14 protein-coding genes are annotated in these 19,933 nt (G+C 46.2%); 10 read left to right on the top strand and 4 right to left on the bottom strand.

What is annotated here, in order from left to right:
• Positions 1 to 22: 22 nt before the first annotated feature.
• Both GJS45_RS23960 and GJS45_RS13435 read right to left on the bottom strand, forming a co-directional pair.
• A complete protein-coding gene (locus GJS45_RS23960; RefSeq protein ID WP_262887941.1) occupies positions 23 to 157 on the bottom strand; it encodes a hypothetical protein in 135 nt (44 codons plus the stop codon).
• Positions 154 to 1,218 carry a carbohydrate-binding family 9-like protein gene (locus tag GJS45_RS13435; protein ID WP_162342377.1) on the bottom strand — a complete coding sequence of 355 codons (1,065 nt, stop codon included), beginning with the start codon at positions 1,216 to 1,218 and terminating at the stop codon, positions 154 to 156. The genes GJS45_RS23960 and GJS45_RS13435 overlap by 4 nt, the downstream gene beginning before the upstream one ends.
• A gap of 251 nt (positions 1,219 to 1,469) precedes the next feature.
• Here GJS45_RS13435 and GJS45_RS13430 point away from each other — a divergent pair, with 251 nt between their 5' ends.
• The 4 genes from GJS45_RS13430 to dgt are packed head-to-tail and all read left to right on the top strand — an operon-like array spanning position 1,470 to position 8,650.
• Complete coding sequence (locus GJS45_RS13430) at positions 1,470 to 2,648, top strand: efflux RND transporter periplasmic adaptor subunit (protein WP_162342376.1); 1,179 nt, start codon at positions 1,470 to 1,472, stop codon at positions 2,646 to 2,648.
• Positions 2,649 to 2,660: 12 nt separating this feature from the next.
• The gene (locus GJS45_RS13425; RefSeq protein WP_162342375.1) at positions 2,661 to 5,837 is read left to right on the top strand and encodes an efflux RND transporter permease subunit; all 3,177 of its coding nucleotides are present in this window, start codon (positions 2,661 to 2,663) and stop codon (positions 5,835 to 5,837) included.
• A gap of 14 nt (positions 5,838 to 5,851) precedes the next feature.
• A complete protein-coding gene (locus GJS45_RS13420; protein ID WP_162342374.1) occupies positions 5,852 to 7,273 on the top strand; it encodes a TolC family protein in 1,422 nt (473 codons plus the stop codon).
• Between the two features lie 48 nt (positions 7,274 to 7,321).
• On the top strand, positions 7,322 to 8,650 hold the full coding sequence (dgt, locus tag GJS45_RS13415) for a dGTP triphosphohydrolase (protein ID WP_162342373.1): 1,329 nt from the start codon (positions 7,322 to 7,324) through the stop codon (positions 8,648 to 8,650).
• 75 nt (positions 8,651 to 8,725) lie between these two features.
• Here the strand turns inward: dgt and GJS45_RS13410 are convergent, their stop codons facing one another.
• Entirely contained in the window at positions 8,726 to 9,148 is a 423-nt protein-coding gene (locus GJS45_RS13410; RefSeq protein ID WP_162342372.1) for a secondary thiamine-phosphate synthase enzyme YjbQ, read from the bottom strand.
• Between the two features lie 103 nt (positions 9,149 to 9,251).
• Between GJS45_RS13410 and GJS45_RS13405 the strand changes: the two genes are divergently transcribed.
• From GJS45_RS13405 to GJS45_RS13395, 3 genes are read left to right on the top strand one after another with little or no spacing between them, the layout of a single operon-like run.
• The gene (locus tag GJS45_RS13405) at positions 9,252 to 9,719 is read left to right on the top strand and encodes a GlcG/HbpS family heme-binding protein (protein WP_235954751.1); all 468 of its coding nucleotides are present in this window, start codon (positions 9,252 to 9,254) and stop codon (positions 9,717 to 9,719) included.
• 51 nt (positions 9,720 to 9,770) lie between these two features.
• On the top strand, positions 9,771 to 10,925 hold the full coding sequence (locus GJS45_RS13400) for a methionine aminotransferase (protein ID WP_162342371.1): 1,155 nt from the start codon (positions 9,771 to 9,773) through the stop codon (positions 10,923 to 10,925).
• 11 nt (positions 10,926 to 10,936) lie between these two features.
• Positions 10,937 to 11,860, top strand: a complete 924-nt coding sequence (locus GJS45_RS13395; protein ID WP_162342370.1) for a sugar phosphate isomerase/epimerase family protein — start codon at positions 10,937 to 10,939, stop codon at positions 11,858 to 11,860.
• A 1-nt stretch (position 11,861) separates the two neighbouring features.
• Here GJS45_RS13395 and GJS45_RS13390 read toward each other — a convergent pair whose 3' ends face one another.
• Positions 11,862 to 12,941, bottom strand: a complete 1,080-nt coding sequence (locus GJS45_RS13390; RefSeq protein WP_162342369.1) for an endonuclease/exonuclease/phosphatase family protein — start codon at positions 12,939 to 12,941, stop codon at positions 11,862 to 11,864.
• Positions 12,942 to 13,060: 119 nt separating this feature from the next.
• Between GJS45_RS13390 and GJS45_RS13385 the strand changes: the two genes are divergently transcribed.
• The 3 genes from GJS45_RS13385 to uvrA all read left to right on the top strand — a co-directional run bounded on the left by GJS45_RS13385 (position 13,061) and on the right by uvrA (position 19,816).
• Positions 13,061 to 14,653 (top strand): ATP-dependent DNA helicase, encoded by a 1,593-nt coding sequence (locus GJS45_RS13385; protein ID WP_162342368.1) that lies wholly within the window; start codon positions 13,061 to 13,063, stop codon positions 14,651 to 14,653.
• Positions 14,654 to 14,854: 201 nt separating this feature from the next.
• Positions 14,855 to 16,897 (top strand): hypothetical protein, encoded by a 2,043-nt coding sequence (locus GJS45_RS13380; RefSeq protein ID WP_162342367.1) that lies wholly within the window; start codon positions 14,855 to 14,857, stop codon positions 16,895 to 16,897.
• 90 nt (positions 16,898 to 16,987) lie between these two features.
• Entirely contained in the window at positions 16,988 to 19,816 is a 2,829-nt protein-coding gene (uvrA, locus tag GJS45_RS13375) for an excinuclease ABC subunit UvrA (RefSeq protein WP_162342366.1), read from the top strand.
• The last annotated feature ends 117 nt before the right edge of the window (positions 19,817 to 19,933 follow it).

Below are 19,933 nucleotides of genomic sequence, written 5' to 3'. Positions count from 1 at the left end.
TATTTAGGGTTATTTCATCTGTTTATTTTTGTGTTTCGAGGTCACCTGCCTGTCGCGATCCTAAATCGGGAGCATCTCGCCTGCTTTCCCCGATAGCGATCCGGGCATATCCCTCCGGTTCGTTTGCGTTATGCCTGTCAGACAGGCATGATTTCATTCTTTCCAAATTCTGCCGTCTTCCGTAATATACCACCGCTGGTCTTTGTTCACCAATGAAGGCGAAGAAAGTTTAAACCGGGTATCGCTTACCTCAAAGAACACCTTCTCCAATTCACTGGTTCGCTTTAAGCCTTCCGGATGGGTACTATAATGACCCTGCTCGGCATAAAGTTTCCGTTGGGCCTCGTAAAGTTCACGTAATGCTCTTTTTACGAGTTCGTCCGGGTTAGGTACGAAGGGTTCCGTTCCCGTACCGACCGGAATGTCCGAAAACTGAACCAGCCCCCAACGATCGGGAAGGTGCATGTTTACCAGCCCCATCGGAGACCAGACCCAGTTGTCCTCTGGGAAGGGTTTTCCCGTCTCCGGGTTAATTTTCTTTTGGTAGCCGGACCCATCGGCTTCAATCTGCCATTGAACCCTTGAAAAATTAATTTTCCATTGGTTTCCGGATTGCGGAGCCCGGAAATTGGGCCCGGATTGAGAAAGGCTTTTCCATGGAATGGCCATCTCTATGGACCAGAAGTCATCTTCATCCGTGGGATCGTTCAGGGTTCCCTCCAGGTGGATGGCATGACGAAAATCGTTGATGTTCCATCCATTGATGGGTTTTCCACCATCCCGATAGGGACGCGTGAGCATTAAGTCCCAGACGGTTCCGAGTGCATTGATTTCCAATTCGTAATAATGATGGGTATCTCCATCGGGATCCAGAAAAACCTCGATGTCATTTTCATGAAAGATCACGGATTCCCTCTCCGTATAGGTTGCCCAGATATGATTTTCCTCCAGCCGTACACCTATGTATAAGAATGCTTCGTCCCATAGCATTTTCATTCTGGTAAGTTGCCGGGGTTTGGGAAAGTCCGGTCCTTGAATGTCCAGAAAAGGCTCTGACCAGGGGGCCTGCTCCCAGGACGAGTCGGTCAGCTTTCCATCCACGATCAATTGATCTGTCACAAAATAGGCCAGGTAATTTCTAGGGTTTGGGACGGCTTGAGCGTAGCTTTCCTGAAATGAAAGCATCAAAACGAGCATTCCGGTAAGGATTTTTTTCATAAAATGAAACGTTGTTAGGATCGTGGAGATGTGAAACCAATCACAAAAATAACAGAAAACCCATGCGATCGGGATAAAAGTTGAATTACGTTTTATTTATCCAATATATTTCCCGTTGATCGCTGGAATATCCAACCTGGGAGATTTATCCCTTGGTTAGAAAGATAAATTATATTAATTATGCCTGGTTTTAAGTATCTTCATGGTCATAGAAATAAAGATTGTGAAGGTTAATTGTAGGAGAATTTGAAATGAAAAGAAGTAAATTAAAAGGTGCCGGAATCGTTTTTTTTCTTTCCGCATGCAGTATTATTTTTTCATGTAGTGAAAAAGAAAAAGCTGACAACAGCTCTTCCTCCCTCAGGGAGTTTCCGGTAATTAAGGTGGTGGCCAAGGACACCATCTTGCACCGGGATTATGTGGCAGACATTAAAGCCATCCAAAACGTGGAATTGAGGGCTCGGGCAGAAGGCTTTTTGGAAAAGGTGTATGTGGACGAAGGGAAAGAAGTAAAAAAGGGTCAGATCCTTTTCAAAACGAATGACCAGGAATACAGGGCAGATCTGGCTAAAGCCAAGGCCAACCTGGAAAGTGCCAAGGCAGAGGCCAAGGTGATGGAATTTGAGGTGGAGCGGTTGAAGATTTTGGTAGACAACAATGTGATTTCAGAATCTGAACTGAACCTGACCCGGGCCAAATACGATGCCGTAATGGCTAAGATAGAGGAAGCAAGGTCTGCCGAGGCCAATGCGGCCGTTCAATTGTCTTATACGGAAATCCGCGCTCCATTTGACGGGATTACGGATAGGATCCCGCTGCGTACCGGAAGTTTGATTGATGAAGGCAGCTTACTGACCACCGTATCCGATGTAAGTTCGGTGCACGTGTATTTCAATGTTTCGGAACGCGAATACCTGGAATACATCAAGGCTAAGGATGAAACGGCAGAAAATAACGTGGTAGAGCTGGTGTTAGCCGACGGTTCACCCTATCCATTTAAAGGGATGATCGAAACCATGCAGGGTGAATTCAATGCCAATACGGGCTCCATCGCATTTAGAGCGCGGTTTCCAAATCCCAGCAAGATCCTGAAGCACGGGTCTACCGGTAAAATAATCCTGACCAACCGGGTTCGGGATGCCATCATCATTCCCCAGAAGGCCGTTTTTGAAATTCAGGACCGGAGTTTTGTCTACGTAGTGGATGAAAACAATAAGGTAGAAATGAGAAGTTTTATCCCAAGGGCAAGATTTTCTCATTATTACATCGTAGAATCCGGATTGGAAGAGGGCGAAAGCCTGGTATTTGAAGGCATTCAGAACATTGAGAACGGGATGACCATTCAACCAAAGATCGTGGGTTCGGATGAAGAAGCGATCGAGCCCTCAGTGGATGAAAATGCAGTAGCCGAAGTAGTGCAGACCCGTTAAGCGAAATCAATCATGTTTAATTTATTTATAAAGCGTCCGGTATTATCCCTGGTCATTTCCCTTTTTTTTGTGCTGTTGGGCTTGTTGTCCTTTGTCACACTTCCTGTTGAATTATTTCCAGACATTGCTCCTCCTTCGGTCGCGATAAAGGCCAAATACAGGGGTGCAAACGCGGAAGTTTGTGCCAGAACGGTTGCTACCCCTTTGGAAAAAGTAATCAATGGGGTTCCCGGTATGACCTATATGACATCGGTAAGCAGTAACCGGGGAACAACGATCATAAAGGTTTATTTTGAAGCGGGTACGGATCCCGATCTGGCAGCAGTGGAAGTTCAAAACAGGATTTCTACCGTGGTCAATGAATTGCCCGAAGAGGTGGTGAAAGCTGGTGTAACGGTGGAAAAGCAAGTGGAGGGCTTGTTGATGTATATTAATGTTGCCAGTGAAGACACTTCCCTGGATGAGGCATTTATTTATAATTTCACCGACCTGAACGTACTTCAGGAACTAAGAAGAGTAGACGGGGTTGGATTTGCCGAAATCATGAGTACCAAAGATTACTCCATGCGGGTATGGCTGAAACCGGACCGCATGACGGCCTACAGCGTGGCCACGAATGATGTGGTAGATGCCATCCGCAATCAAAATGTAGAAGCGGCTCCGGGACAGTTGGGTATCAGTTCGGGTAAAGACATGCAGATGCTGCAATATGTATTGAAATACACGGGGAAGTTTTTTGAGCCCAAGCAGTACGAGAATCTCGTTGTCCGTGCCAATTCCGATGGTTCCATATTACGATTAAAGGACATCGCCGATATAGAGTTTGGGAACCTGAATTACGGAAGGATCTCGAAGCTCGACGGAAGGCCTGCAGCATCCATTATGGTGATTCAAAGGCCAGGCTCCAATGCCAGCGAGGTGATTTCCAAGGTGAAGCAGCGAATGGAAAACATCAAGGCAGGAAGCTTTCCCTCGGGAATGGATTACAAGATTTCCTACGACGTATCCCGATTTCTAAATGCCTCTATTCAGGAAGTGCTCGTGACGCTGGTGGAGGCTTTTATTCTCGTATTTATCGTCGTTTTCATCTTTCTTCAGGATTTTCGATCCACATTGATCCCTACGTTGGCAGTACCAGTCGCTCTGATCGGGACCTTGTTTTTCATGCAGTGGTTGGGTTTTTCCATCAACCTGCTGACCTTATTTGCCTTGGTTCTGGCGATCGGGATCGTGGTGGACAATGCCATCGTGGTGGTAGAAGCCGTGCATGCTAAAATGGAAAAAGAAGGCCTGGCTCCCCGGGCGGCTACCTTTGCTGCCATGAAAGAAATTAGTGGAGCCATTATAGCGATTACCATGGTAATGTCTGCCGTGTTTATTCCGGTGGCCTTTATGTCGGGTCCAGTGGGGATCTTTTACCGGCAATTTTCACTGACCCTTGCCTTTGCCATTTTCATTTCCGGAATCAACGCCCTTACCCTAACCCCGGCACTCTGTGCTATTCTGTTACAGAATCATTACGGCATGGAGAAAAAGCATACGCTTTTGCAGCGGTTTTTCGACTGGTTTAATCGCACCTATACGTTTTTTGAAAGTAAATACTATCAATACATTACCTATATCGTTCCCAGAAAGGGGATCACGACCCTAATATTGATCGGTTTCTTTGCAGCGACCTGGGGTATCAGCCAGATTTTGCCCACTGGTTTCATCCCTACCGAAGATCAAAGTATGGTGTATGTGAACGTGACTACTCCTGTGGGTGCTACTGTGGAAAGAACCGAGAAAGTACTAGACGAACTCATCCTGAAATTAGAAGGAAACGAGGCGGTGGAATCGGTTTCCAGTCTGGCTGGCTATTCCCTGGGAAATGGACTCTCCGGAGCATCTTATGGAATGGCGATGGTTAATCTAAAATCCTGGGATGAACGAAAGGACCTGCCCATACAGGAAACCCTGGATTCCTTTAGGAGTTTGGCTGAGGATATTTCCGATGCAAAAATCGACTTTTTTCTGCCGCCCACGGTTTCGGGTTTTGGTAATTCCAGCGGCTTTCAAATGAAGGTGCTGGATCAAACCGGTACGGGTAATCTGGACCGGCTAGCGACCATCACCAACGATCTGATAAAAGAATTGGAGGCGGCTCCGGAGATAAACAATGCCTTTACGGACTTTGATCCGACCTTTCCCCAGTTTATCGTACATATAGATCAGGACATGGCGGCTAAAAATGGCGTCACGATTGCCAATGCCTTGAGCACCATGCAGATCCTATTAGGGGGCATGTATGTTTCGGATTTCGTTCGCTTCGAACAAATGTACGATGTGATGCTTCAGGCAGGACCTCAATACCGTGCCAGCCCGGAGGATGTAATGAATTTGCATGTGAAAAATAACGTGGGAGAGATGGTTCCCATTTCTTCCTTTCTTACCATGGAAAAAGCCTATGGTCCCGAACAACTGACTCGTTTTAATATGTACAATTCCTCTACCGTCAAAGGAGCAGCGGCACCTGGATACAGTAGTGGAGATGTAATTGCTGCCATTGAAAGAATCACGACAGAAAAGCTACCTCAGGGATATGGCCACGATTGGTACGGTATGTCCCGAGAAGAGGTGGGTTCCGGAAATCAGGCCATTGTCATCTTCCTGATCTGTCTTTTGTTCGTTTACCTTATCTTGTCGGCGCAATACGAAAGCTTTTTATTGCCCCTACCGGTGATTTTATCGCTACCGATTGGGGTTTTCGGAGCCTTTTTTGCGCTGTACGTGCTTGGCTTGCAAAACAATATCTATGCCCAGGTGGCACTGATCATGTTGATCGGGCTGTTAGGGAAAAATGCCATTTTGATTGTGGAATTTGCCATTCAAAAGAGAGATGCCGGGCATTCCGTTATCCAGGCAGCGGTAGAGGGTGCCGTCACCAGGCTCCGGCCGATTTTGATGACCTCTTTTGCTTTTATAGCAGGTCTGCTTCCACTGGCCATGGCGACCGGCGCAGGTGCACTTGGGAATAGATCCATCGGTACGGCGGCAGCCGGAGGGATGTTGATCGGGACCATTTTCGGGTTAATTGTCATTCCCGGCCTGTATGTGATTTTCGCCCATTTTACCTTTAAAAAAATTGATTCTGAGCCGGATATTGTCCTGAAGGAAGAGGAGGCACCGGTATCTTTTTCGAATAATTGAACCACAGAAATTCCATGTTTTTACATCATAAGTCCTACACACGCCTTGCCCTGATATTTTGTGCCCTGGTGCTGGTGTATTCTTGCAAAAGTATTGAGGTTCCGAAATTACCGGAGATGGAACCCTTGCCAGAAACTTTCCTGGATATAACGGATTCTTCCAGCATCGGTGACATCTCCTGGGAAGCCTTCTTTAATGATCCCAAACTCGTTTACCTGATAGACGAGGGACTTGAAAATAACCTGGACCTTCGGGTAGCCTTGGAGCGGATAGAAATCGCCCGTACCCAATTTCGCATCAGCAAGGGGGCAATCTATCCGAGCATGGATGGGATTGTCCGGTACCGCTCGGGTGATATACGCCCCAACCTGCTAGGCGGAACGATCAATGGCGACCGAAACGTAGTCAACCGGCTTGAAAATAATTTTATCGGGTTTCAAAGCACCTGGGAAATCGATGTTTGGGGCAAACTCCGGGATAGAAAAGAAGCCTCCTTCGAACAATTCCTTGCCACTGAGAAGGGCCGACACCTGGTGGTGACCAATATGGTAGCGGAAATTTCCAAATTGTATTACGAACTATTGGGAATGGATATTGAATTGGAGACCATTGAGCGAAATATTGAATTTCAGGAGATGGCACTGGAGCTGATAAAAATCCAGAAAATGGCCGGAAGAGCCACCGAATTGGCGGTGCAGCAGTTTTCGGCTCAGCTCCTCTCTACCAAAAGTTTGGCCATTGAAAAACAACAGGAAATACTGGAAACTGAAAACAACCTGAATTTTATTCTTGGCAGATTTCCCCAACCCATCGAACGCGCTTCCTCCCTGCTGGAAATTAAATTGCCTTATGCCATGGATGTGGGCCTTCCTTCTGACATGCTACTAAGAAGACCGGATATACAGCAAGCGGAACACGAACTCCGGGCTGCCAACTTCAATGTGGAAGCGGCTAGAAAAGAGTTTTTTCCCTCTTTTAGTTTTACTCCCTACCTGGGGTTAAACGATAGAAGTCTTCCTGCAGCGTTGAAAATGCCCGGGGGGCTTACCATCGGTCTATTGGGCGGACTTACGGCACCCATTTTTGCCCAAAACAAAATTCGGGGGGGGTTCGATCAGGCGGTGGCTTCCAACAATATAGCACTGTATAATTACCAGCAACGGATACTGGACGGCTATCAGGAAGTCATGAATAAACTACAGCGCATTGAAAACCTTCGGACGGTATATAGCCTACGAGACGAAGAAACCGCCGTGTTGCTGAATGCCGTATCGACTTCCAATGAATTGTTCCGCGGAGGCTATGCTACCTACCTGGAAGTAATTACCGCCCAATCCAGGGTTTTGGAAGCTGAATTGAGTAAGACCAATACCCGTATCGAAATGTTCCTCACGGTGGTAGATCTGTACCGGGCTTTGGGCGGGGGGTGGAAATAGGAAAGATTTCTTTTTCCCGAAACCCTAGCTTTGTATTTTTGACAGCATATGATGAAATGGGAAAAATTAATCATTCCGGAGGGGCTTCCTGCTTCGGAATCGGGGCAGCAACGAAGCCAATTTGAGAAGGATTATGACCGGATCATTTTTTCATCACCCTTCCGGAATCTTCAAGCCAAAACGCAGGTATTTCCCCTTCCTGAGCAAGATTTTGTCCATACCAGATTGACCCATAGCCTGGAGGTATCCAGCGTGGGCCGGTCTCTGGGTAAATCTGCTGGTAATTTTCTATTGGAAAAATATCCCGGGCTGAAAAACAGGCACCTGCAACCGTTTGATATCGGGGGCATTGTGGCCGCAGCAGCCCTTGCCCATGATATTGGAAATCCTCCTTTTGGCCATGCCGGGGAAGAAGGCATTTCGGATTTTTTCCGGTTTCACCCCAAAGGACAATGCTGGAAAAACCAATGTAGCAGTCAGGAATGGGAAGATCTCACTCATTTTGAAGGAAATGCCCAGGGCTTTCGCATGCTTATGGATCGAAATAACGGAATTTATATCTCTCCCCCTACCCTGGCAGCGTTTACCAAATATCCCAGACCTTCCTGGACCTTCGCCGAGGATCAAAAGCGACGCAGCCAGAAAAAGTTTGGGTTTTTTACCAGCAATTTGACAGACTATACGCAATTGATGGAAATGATGGCCATTCCAACACTTGCCCCGAATTGCTGGATGCGGCACCCGCTTGCTTTTCTGGTGGAGGCAGCGGACGATATTTGTTACAGCATTATTGATCTGGAGGATGGCTGTACCATGGGCCTGGTGTCCCTGGAAGAAACCATCGCCTTGCTGGCGGCGATCATTGGGGATCGGTTTTCTGCCCAAAAATTGGAAAAATACCCCGCTAATCGACAGAAGTTGGCTATCCTCAGGGCCATGGCCATCAACCAATTGATTGAAGAGACGGATAAGGTTTTTCAGGAAAAGGAACCCCTGTTACTGGTGGGAGATTTTGACCAGGCGCTTACCGATTGTATACCCTCGGCTGAGGCATTGGGAGCGATTAATGCGTTGTCCGTAGCGAAAATTTACCGCTCCCAGCCGGTCTTGGAGAAAGAGGCTGCCGGATACCAGGTCCTGGAAGGATTATTGGAAACCTTTGGGGAGGCATTGTACCACCATCATTTTGTTAAGGAAAAGTTTTCGGGTCAAAATAAAAGTATTTTGCGTTTGCTTCCGGACCAATTGGTGTTAACAGGTCCGCAATCGGCCTACTCCATCCTTCGGGGATTAATGGATTTTGTATCCGGAATGACCGACAAATACGCCCTTTCGCTTTACCGAAGGGTGAAGGGTATTTCCCTACCCAACACCTAAGGGATTTGTGGATAAAACGGTGGATAACCCTAAGAAATCAGGTTCAGGCCTTTGTTTGAGAGGCAAAAGCCGGGCTCAGGTTCCAAAGGCAGTCAGGACCAGTTTTCGGGCACCGCCCTGGTCCCTGAATTCGCCCAGGTAAATTCCCTGCCAGGTGCCCAGGTTAAGTTTTCCCCCGGAAATGGGAATTTGGACCGAAGGACCGAAAATACTTGCTTTCAGATGCGCAGGCATATCATCCGCCCCTTCATAGGTGTGGACAAAGTGTGGATAATCTTCCGGAATCAAGTCGTTTGTAAACGTTTCAAAGTCCTGACGAACAGAGGGGTCTGCGTTTTCATTGATGGTCAGTCCGGCGGAGGTGTGTTTGATCCAGACCTGGAGCATGCCGGTACCTATATTTTTCATTTCCGGGAAGTTATCCACAACTTCCCCTGTAATGAGGTGAAAGCCTCTTTTATAGGCGCGTAATCGGATTTCTTTTTGAAAAATGTTCATGATTTTGTCCGTTTGAGATGATTCTCAAATATAAAAAATTTAAGAATAGCCATTATTTCTTTATATTTAAGACAAAGCGGATTAACAAACAAAAAAACACATCATGATGAAGCAAATCATACTATCAATCTGGGTAATGCTGGTCTTTGCGATCAGCTTTTCGGTACAGGCTCAGGAGAGGGTCCGGGTACTCACCCTTGAGGATGCGCAGCGGATATCCGATGCGGCAGAGGCCAGAGCCCGACAAGACAATTGGAATGTGGTCGTCGCCATTCTAGATGCCGGTGGGCACTTGGTCGCCCTGCGGAGAATGGATGGAACACAAATAGGGAGCGTGGATGTGGGCGTTCAAAAAGCCACCTCGGCCCTGAAATTCAAACGACCCACAAAAGTATTTGAAGATGCTGTCAAATCCGGCAACATACACCTCATCAGCCTTCCCGGCGTAGTGGCCGTGGAAGGAGGCTTGCCCATAAAGGATGGCGATCAGGTGATTGGTTCTATCGGGGTTAGTGGTGTCACATCTGCCCAGGATGGGATCATTGCAGCAGCTGGATTAGAGTCATTTTAAATTGAATGTTCCATCAGTCGACCGGAAGGCAATTTCCGGTCTTTTTTATTTATGCAAAAAGAAAAGGAATTACCCTCTAAACTGCCCTATGTCGGCACCACCATTTTTACGGTGATGTCGGGTCTGGCTACTAAAGAGAATGCGATTAATTTATCACAGGGATTTCCGAGTTTTGACTGTTCTCCCAGGTTAAGTGAACTGGTTAGCCATTACGTAAAAAATGGTTACAATCAATACGCTCCGATGAGTGGCGTTCCTGCGTTCAGAGAAAGCCTGGCAGAAAAAACCAATCGTGTTTATGGAGTGGACTATGATCCGGAAACGGAAGTAACCATTACCTCTGGTGCTACAGAGGCCATTTTTTGTGCTGTTACCGCGGTGGTTTACCCGGGCGATGAGGTGATCGTTCTGGAACCAGCCTATGATAGCTATGTTCCAGCCATCGACTTGAACGGGGGTATTCCCGTGTATGTCACCCTGAATGCACCGGAATTTAAAATAGATTGGCAGGCGGTAAAGGCGAAAATATCTCCGAAGACCCGGGCCATTATGGTCAATACGCCCCACAATCCGGTTGGAACGGTATTTAGCAAAAGCGACCTGGATACGCTGGCCGAGCTGGTTCGGGATACCGATATTTACATCATCAGTGACGAGGTATATGAGCACATCGTATTTGACGGAGATGTCCATCGTTCCATGATGACCCATCCGGTTTTGCAGGAGCGGACATTTGTTTGTGGATCGCTGGGAAAAACCTATCATACCACTGGTTGGAAGATCGGTTATTGCCTGGCTCCCAAGGCCCTGTCAAAGGAATTCAGAAGAATTCACCAGTACATCACCTTCAGTACGGTTACACCCATGCAATATGCCTTAGCCGATTTTTTGAAACTTCCGGAGCATTACGAGCAGCTGAGTGCATTTTATCAAAAAAAACGGGATCGGTTTAATGAGGCCCTCCAGGCATCCCGCTTTCGTTTTACGCCGTCTAAAGGAAGTTTTTTTCAAATTGTTTCCTATCGGGAAATCACCGAAGAATACGATTACGACCTGGCCATTCGCCTGACAAAAGAGATTAAAGTGGCCTCTGTGCCGGTATCCGTGTTTTATAAGGATAAAAAGGACGATAAATTACTACGGTTTTGTTTTGCCAAAGACGACGACTTGCTTGACAAAGCCGGAGAAATACTTTCTAAACTTTAAAGGATAGTTACATGCTTAAATTAGGTTTTGTTAGCGCCATTCTGGCGGAAAATAGTTTTGAAGAAGTGATTGATTTTGCCGCCGCGGAAAATTTTTCCTGTGTGGAAATGATGTGCTGGCCTAAAGGAAAGGCGGAAAGACGCTATGCAGGGGTGACTCATATTGATGTAAACCAACTGGTTTCCGACCAGATTAGCCACATAAGGGAGTACCAGCGGGAAAAAGGAGTGTTTGTTTCCGGTTTGGGATTTTATCCCAACCCCATGGATCCGGATGAATCGAAAGCAGATGCTGCTTTATCCCATATCAAGGCCGTCATTGACGGTGCGGAGAAACTGGGAATACCCGTGGTCAACACCTTTATTGGAAGAAACCCGTCGCTGAATGTGGAGGACAATCTGAAGATGTTTTCGGAGCGGTTTCCGGCAGTAGTGAAGCATGCTTCAAAGAAGGGGATTCGTATTGGGATCGAAAATTGCCCCATGTTTTTTACCAATGATGAATGGCCCGGCGGGAAAAACCTGGCCATATCTCCTGCCGTTTGGGAAAAAATGTTTTCAATCATTCCCGATCCTCATTTTGGATTAAATTACGATCCCTCTCATCTGGTATGGATGCATATGGACCCGGTCCAACCCTTGTACGAGTTTCGGGACCGGCTTCACCACATCCACCTGAAAGATGTCAAACTCTACCCCGAAAAGCTAAACCGGGTGGGAATTCTTGCCAATCCACTAGAGTACCATTCCCCGAAAATTCCTGGACTGGGAGATGTGCCCTGGGGGAGGTTTTTTGCGGCACTAACCGATGTAGGCTACAGGGGCCCCTGTTGTATAGAGGTAGAAGACAAGGCCTTTGAAAAATCCCCGGAAGACGTAAAAATGGCCATTTTGACAGCGAGGAATTACCTCAGACAATTTATTCCCATACCGTAGCTCAGATGGTAAGGATGTTTGGGTTGGACTGATCGATCGTTTCTTTGGTCCAATCTTTTTCCTCTTTATCTAGTTTTTCTTTCTCATTCTCTTGTTCGTTTTCAGGTGCCAGTTGAAATTGTCCATACATGGGGAAATGGTCGGATGAAATGGAAGGAAGGCGTTTGATTTTTTTCAAAAGGAAATGCTTGGAATGAAAAATATGGTCCAGCGGCCAGCGAAGGGCGAAGTATTTGGCATGAAAGGTATTGAAAAACCCCCTTCCTTTTCGGGGGTCCTTCAAGCCGCTTATTTTCTGAAACAAGCGGGTGGTCCGGGACCAGGCCACGTCATTCAGGTCACCGAACACCAATACCGGTAGTGTTGCGTCCTTGATATTTTTTCCGACAATTAACAATTCGGCATCCCGAGGGACAGAACTTTCGCTTTCGGAAGGGCTTGGGGGTTCGGGGTGAACACAATGAATTTGTACTTTTCTTCCGGACGGCAGGATTACCTCTGCATGTATGGAGGGGATATCGTCTTCCACAAGGTATAGCTTTTTTATATTATTTAAAGGAAGATTGGAATACAGATGCATGCCATATTGGTTGTCGAGCGGAATTTTGACCTGCTGGGGATAGTCCTTTTCGATGATTTCCAATTGCTTTCCCCACCATTCATCCGATTCCAGGGTTAAAAGCAGGTTGGGTTGGTACCTGTTTACCAATGCTATCAGTTTTTCCACATGCCGATTCGGCGTCAGAACGTTACTAACCAGTAAGGAAATTTCGTTTTCAAGGGAGGACTGCCTTGAAGCTCGAACTTCTTTTGCGCCAAAAAAGGTATAGGGATAGATCTTGACCGCTTGAAACACAAAACTAGCTACCACACCAGCCAGCAGTCCTAAGTGCCAGGGATCGGTATTTAAGGAAGGGATAAAAAACAACAGCATGGTAATGAGCGCAATGGCCAATAGCTGCAATCTTGGGAAATCAAACATTCTTACCGACCAATGCCCTAATTTCAAATTGCTGGCGGTGACAGCAAGTATACATAGGATGGCAAGAAAAATTTTGGTCAGGTTGAGGGCCAGTTCCATTGGGTAGGCAATTTTAAGTTAGCAGGTTTTGTACGGTATTATTTTCAATTTAGGCATAATATATACGAAACCGGTTTATTTATTTCTAATTTTAAGCAACAAATAAATGAAATGAGCCAATGACTTTTTTGAAAACCTTTTTCAGGCAGGAATTTGAAGCAAAGGGTTTGGATATGTCGAACGAGCCCTTTATTCAGGCACTGGAAATAGCATTATACACCAATAAGTCCCTGTTTCTCACAGGCCGGGCAGGTACTGGAAAGACCACTTTTCTGCATACCTTGAGGAGGTTAAATACCACAAAAAATACCGTCGTGGTGGCTCCTACCGGGGTGGCCGCCATTAATGCAAAAGGGAAGACGATCCATAGCTTTTTTAAGATAGACCCCCGGCAATTGTTTCTACCAGGGGATCCACGGTTGGAACCCAAAGCTACCGGTCCGAGCGGATCAATCTTCGATACATTTCGGTATAATAAGAGCCGGCTCAGTCTGATCAGAAATCTTGACTTGCTCGTCATTGATGAAATATCCATGGTCCGGGTTGAGTTGTTGGATGTGCTGGATCAGATACTACGCTTATTTCGTAGAAAAAGGCACCTACCCTTTGGTGGGGTCCAATTATTGTTGATCGGAGACCCGTTTCAGTTGCCTCCAGTGGTCCGGGATAACGATTGGTCCCTTCTCTCTGCCCATTACCAAACCCGGTTTTTTTTCAGCGCACACGCGTTTCAGGAGCTCCGGCCCTACCACATCGCCCTGCAAAAAATCTACCGGCAAAAAGACGAGTTTTTCAAAAACTTACTCAACCGCATCCGTGAAAGCAAACACACCTATGATGACATCCAGTTTCTAAACAAAAGAGCCTCGGCATACCATTTTGATCTGTTGGATCAGGGGTATATTATGCTGGGGACGCATAACCATTCCATTCTTCAGATTAATCAGCAAAAACTGGACCTGCTGGAATCTCCGGTGCAAACCTATCCGGCTTCCATGGAAGGGGAGTTTCCTCCCTCCATGGCCCCTTTTGACCCCATAGACCTGACGCTCAAAATAGGCGCACAGGTGATTTTCATGAAAAATAATCCGGAAAAGAATTACTATAACGGGATGATCGGAAAGGTGGTTGAGATGCATGAAAATAAAGTGCTGGTGGAAAACAATGCCGGTGCTTTTCTGGAAGTGGAAAGAGAGGTATGGGAACATGTGGATTTCCGGTTCAATGAAAAGGAAGGAAAGGTGGATGCGGAGGTGATCGGTAAGTTCACCCAATTTCCCCTAAAGCTTGCCTGGGCGATCACGGTACACAAAAGCCAGGGGCTTACCTTTGATAAATGCATCGTAGACATTGGGCGTTCATTTGAAGCAGGGCAGGTGTATGTAGCCCTCAGCCGCTGTACCAACCTGGAAGGATTGGTATTGAAAGCACCAATAGGCATGCAAAGCGTAAAGGTCAGTCAGGACAGCCTGAATTTTAGTTTGCAGCGCCATGAAGAATCGCAGATTGAAGAAGATCTGAAAGAACAGCGGGCCTTCGCCTCCCTGTCCTATGCCTTTGAAGCCTACCGGAAGGGGGATATTTCTATAGCAAAGGCTATTTTTAAAGAGGTTCAGGAAATCCACGATATTACCAGGTATGCCAAGTGGAAACAATTCCTCCAATTAAAGCCTTGGTTGGATCAGCGGCATGGAGCAGGTCATTCCCTTTAAACCCCTGCTTTCCAAAAGATAAGCCGGTAAATTTTTCCGGATTCCTTTGGTCTTTTTGTTTTAAATGTATATTTTTGTATTTGACAGCAATAGAAACGCTTTTAGTACAATTACATTTTTAAGATAGGAGGGGTTTTGAGAGGATTTAAACAGCAGATCGGGGAGCTATCCCGTATAATTTTCGTAGGTTTTTGCTTATTAATGGGCAGTTTTAGCGAGAGTCAGGCCCAGTTGGCTTGTGATGGTGGCTCTCTTCCGGGAGGCGGGTATTCCAGGCATTCTACCTGGTATTCTTATGTGTACCAACTGTCTCCAGATTATCGGCCCGACCTTGATTTCAATAGATCGTTCTCTACCTACAGCCAGGCAGATAAGCAGTTCAAAGGTGTTTTAAGGAGGGGCGGCAGCCATTTTTTGCCCAGTAATTCTTTAAATTTTGACACGACCTTTGGGGACAGTTCGGTAGATGGTTTTTCAAACGATGAAAATTTCTTTCCCACCGGGGTTAGTCCCTATACCGGAGGTGGATGCAATACCCAATTGCAGCATTTTGGAATGATTATGCGAAGCAAGCGAGAAATGACGGAACCTGGCATTTACCGGGTAAGAATAGGAAGTGATGATGGATCCTATTTTCAGATGTATGAAGCTGGCAATACTTCCAATCCTGTGTTGGACGTGAATGGAGATCCGATGACTCACGACAATTGGGTCAAGGATGGCAGTGACGGATTTTATAATTTTGTTTACGATCAAAATATTAGAAATTATTACGTCCCTTTTGACGGTGGGGAATCTATCTGGATGGACCTGTACTTTTACGAAAAAGAGGGAAACAACCGGTTGAGTTTTAATTTTGAGCTTTATTTTGGTCCGGGGGAGATTCGTAATGCCGGAAATGAATCCGGTGTCCGCTCTTATTGTGGGATTGCGCCGGATCCCGAGCCCTTCGAATCACTGGGTCCTGCTGTATTTGCTGAAGGAACCCAGCCCACCTACCAATGGCAATATACCAGTGTAGAAAACCCTTCGGAGTCCGACTGGATATCCATTTCCGGTGCTACCGGATTGACCTACGATATTCCTGCCTACGATGAATCTATTCCTGAAAATGCCTGGACCGGAACGCGGTTTTATAGAAGGAAGGCAGAAAATACAGCAGTGGATGCCGATGGAAACACGTTGGTCAATACCTTTTCTTCCAATGTATTGGAAGTTACGATCAGTGTCATCGCTGATCTGGATCAGGCCGCCTACGGCACCAATGAGTGGATCGGTCATGTTTATTCCGGCGCCAAAAACTTTGATTCGGAGGATTATTTAGGAAGGATAACAGAAAATGCAGTTTTTGACCAGGATTTTGATTATAATGGATTGCCTTCTACACCGGTTACTTTTTCTCCTGATTACGGTTGTCCTTTTCTAACCGATCGCTTTTCGATTCGGTATAAAATGCGACTTGATGTAGAGCCAGGTACGCTTAATTTTTCGGTTCGGGCAGATGATGGCTTTCGGTTAAGTCTGGATGGAGGAGCGACCTGGATGCTCTCGGGGCAGTGGGAGTCGGGTGGTAGTTCCGCTCAGGAGTACACGGCTCAATTCGACGTGCCGGATGGGTTGGATCAATTGGACATGGTGCTGGAATACTACGAAGAAACGGGAGGGAATACCATGGATTTTGATTATGAGTTTGTGAGTTTGGTGTTGCCGCTGCAATGGGGAACTGTTGAGGGAAAGGCCTGCGGAGAAAATAATTGCCTGAATTGGAAAACCCTTCAGGAAAAAAATACCAGCCATTTTGTTCTGGAGCGTTCCCCCGATGGGTTTTCCTGGAAAGAGTTGGATGATCAGATTCCCTCTCAAGGAGCAACCAATGGAAAGGTTCAGTACCAGGCGGTTGACAGTACATTTGAGTCTAGTTGGAGTTATTACCGAATCCGGCAGGTGGATCGGGACGGAAAAAGTAGCTATTCTGAAGTAATTCGAATTTCCAATGATTCGGTCACCGAATCAGTACTTCCCTTTCCTAATCCAACTACCGACTTCATTCATTTTGATGAAAATGAAGAGATACTCCAGGTGGAGCTTATTAGTCAGGACCAACGGATAAGATTAGCACCAGGCCTGGAAAAAACAGGAAAAACCAGGTACAGGGTTGATTTACGTCCCTATCCGAGCAACCATTACTTGATTAGCTTGTCCACTAATAAGGGGAAAAGGACCTTCAAAATCTTCAAAAGGTAATCAGGAGCCGTTAGTTTATGGTAAGCCGGGTCCATTAATTTTCCGTAACATTTTGTCATTTTCGGGGTTGGGTTGGTATCTTTGCAAGTTATGGGCGCAATCACTACCGAGAACACAGCGATACTGGAAAACCTGGATCCAAAATCCTTCATTATAATAAAGAATGCGCGGGTAAACAATCTTAAAAACCTGAGCATAGCGATCCCCAGAAACAAGCTGGTGGTGGTTACCGGTCTATCTGGTTCCGGAAAATCCTCGCTTGCATTTGATACCTTATTTGCCGAAGGGCAACGGATGTACGTCGAAAGCCTCAGTTCTTACGCGCGTCAGTTTTTGGGTCGCATGGAAAAACCGGAGGTAGAGTATATCAAGGGTGTCTCTCCTGCTATTGCCATACAGCAGCGTGTAAACACTAAAAACCCCAGGTCTACTGTAGGCACCACTACAGAGGTGTACGATTACCTAAAATTGCTTTTTAGCCGGATAGGAAGAACGTATTCTCCCGTTAGTGGTGAGGAAGTAAAGCACCACACCGTAACGGATGTAGTGGATTTCATTCACTCTTTTGACGAGGGTGATCGGGTCATGATTAGCTGTCCGCTGTACCTGCTGGCGGGAAGGGAAAAGGGTAAAGAGTTGGAAATACTGCTTCAAAAAGGATTTACCAGGGTATTAATCGATGGGGAAGCGTATTTTGTTGAGGAGCTGTTGACGAGTGAGGAGATGCCTGAGGGGAATTATGAGATTCTGATAGATAGGGTTTCAGTCAATTCCGAGGATGAGGACAACCAGTTCCGGATTGCGGATAGTGTTCAGACTGCTTTTTTTGAAGGGCATGGCACCTGTACGGTGGTGATTCCGGAAAAGGATAAGCGTGTTTTTAGTGATAAGTTTGAGCTGGATGGGATTCGCTTTGAGTTGCCGTCGGTTAATTTTTTTAGTTTTAATAATCCCTATGGGGCATGCCGAACCTGCGAAGGCTTTGGATCGGTATTGGGGATTGATCCTGATTTGGTGGTACCTGATAAAAGCCTGTCGGTATTCGAGGGAGCCATTGCACCCTGGCGGGGAGAGACTACCAAAAAATGGGTGCAGCCCTTACTAAAAAATGGAATCAGATTTGATTTTCCAATCCACAGGCCTTACGAAGATTTGGATGAAAAGGACAAAGCCGTTTTATGGACAGGAAATGAATATTTTAAAGGCTTGAATGATTTTTTTGCTTTTATTGAAAGCAAATTACATAAAATACAGTATCGCGTCATGTTGTCCCGGTTTAGGGGTAGGACTACCTGCCCCGATTGTCAGGGCACCCGGATTCGAAAAGATGCTTCCTATGTAAAAATCCAAGGTAAGTCCATTACAGATTTGGTTTTATTGCCCCTGGATAAGTGCCTTCATTTTTTTGAAAATCTGGACCTCACTAAAAGTGATCAAAAAGTCGCCTATCGTTTACTTAAGGAAATTTCAAATCGGCTAGGCTACCTTGACCAGGTAGGTTTGGGTTACCTTACCTTAAATCGCCTGACTTCCTCGCTATCCGGAGGAGAATTTCAGCGGATTAAACTGGCCACATCTCTGGGAAGTGCCCTGGTAGGGTCCATGTATATTCTGGATGAGCCAAGTATCGGTCTTCATCCCAGAGACACGGAACGGCTGGTAGCGGTACTGAAAACCCTGCGGGATATGGGCAATACTGTTATTGTCGTAGAGCACGAAGAAAAAATCATTCGGGCAGCGGATCAGGTCATTGATATTGGTCCGGATGCCGGTATACATGGGGGAGAGTTGGTTTTTCAGGGAAATTTGGAGGAATTAATGGCTGCTGGAAACACCTACACCTCGCGCTACCTTAGCGGGCAGGAAACCATTAGTCAAAAAACAGGCAACAGAACCTGGAAGGAACACATATTGATTCGTGGGGCCAGGGAAAACAACTTGAAAAACATCACGGTGAAGGTGCCGCTTGGCGTGCTGACAGTAATTACCGGCGTAAGTGGTTCGGGTAAATCAACCCTTGTAAAAAAGGTATTGTATCCAGCCTTGGGGAAATTTCTGGGGACCGTTTCGGAGGAATCTGGAAAGTTGGACAAGTTGGAGGGGGATTTTAGAAACATTACCCGGGTGGAATTTGTAGACCAAAATCCCATCGGAAAGTCCTCCCGGTCCAATCCGGTCACTTACGTAAAGGCCTATGATGGGATCAGGGCATTGTTTGCGGACTTACCTCTTTCCAGGCAACGGGGATACAAGCCTGCGTTTTTTAGTTTTAATGTAGATGGTGGCAGGTGTGAGGCCTGCCAGGGAGAAGGTACTCAGAAAATAGAAATGCAGTTCATGGCAGATATTTACCTTACCTGTGAATCCTGCAAGGGAAAGAGGTTTAAAAACGAGATCCTGGATGTCAGTTACAAGGATAAGGATATTTCCGATGTGTTGGCAATGAGCATTGATGAGGCCATGGATTTTTTTGAAGGAAAGCATACCATTATTCAAAAGTTGCAACCCCTTCAGGAAGTAGGTTTGGGCTACATTGGCTTGGGACAGTCCTCGAACACCTTGAGTGGAGGAGAAGCCCAGCGAGTTAAGCTGGCTTCTTTTTTAGGAAAAGGCGAAACCAAATCCAAGGATCGTATTTTATTTATCTTCGACGAACCCACCACGGGTTTGCATTTTCACGATATCAAGAAACTGTTGCATTCCATGAATGCCTTGATTGGTCAGGGACATACGGTGCTGATTATCGAACATAATACGGAGCTAATCAAAGCAGCAGATTGGGTAATTGACCTGGGCCCGGAAGGTGGGGAAAAAGGAGGAATGGTGACTTTCGAAGGGGAGCCGGAAAAGCTCATGCTGGAAAAGGGCAATTTCACGGGCAGGTATTTGAATGAGCTGGGGAAAGGTTCCACAGATTAGCCCGGATGCTACTAATAAAATGACCGTTCGAAATTAATTTTTTGTGATTTAGTATCACTTTATTGTTTTTTATACCTAATTTTGTGCTTTATCAGAGCCATGGTACTGATTTTGCTA

Source organism: Cyclobacterium salsum, from assembly GCF_010119245.1.
GTDB classification, from domain to species: Bacteria; Bacteroidota; Bacteroidia; order Cytophagales; family Cyclobacteriaceae; genus Cyclobacterium; species Cyclobacterium salsum.
The sequence above is the reverse complement of the archived record's forward strand: the minus strand, read 5'-3'. Positions and strand labels throughout refer to the sequence as shown.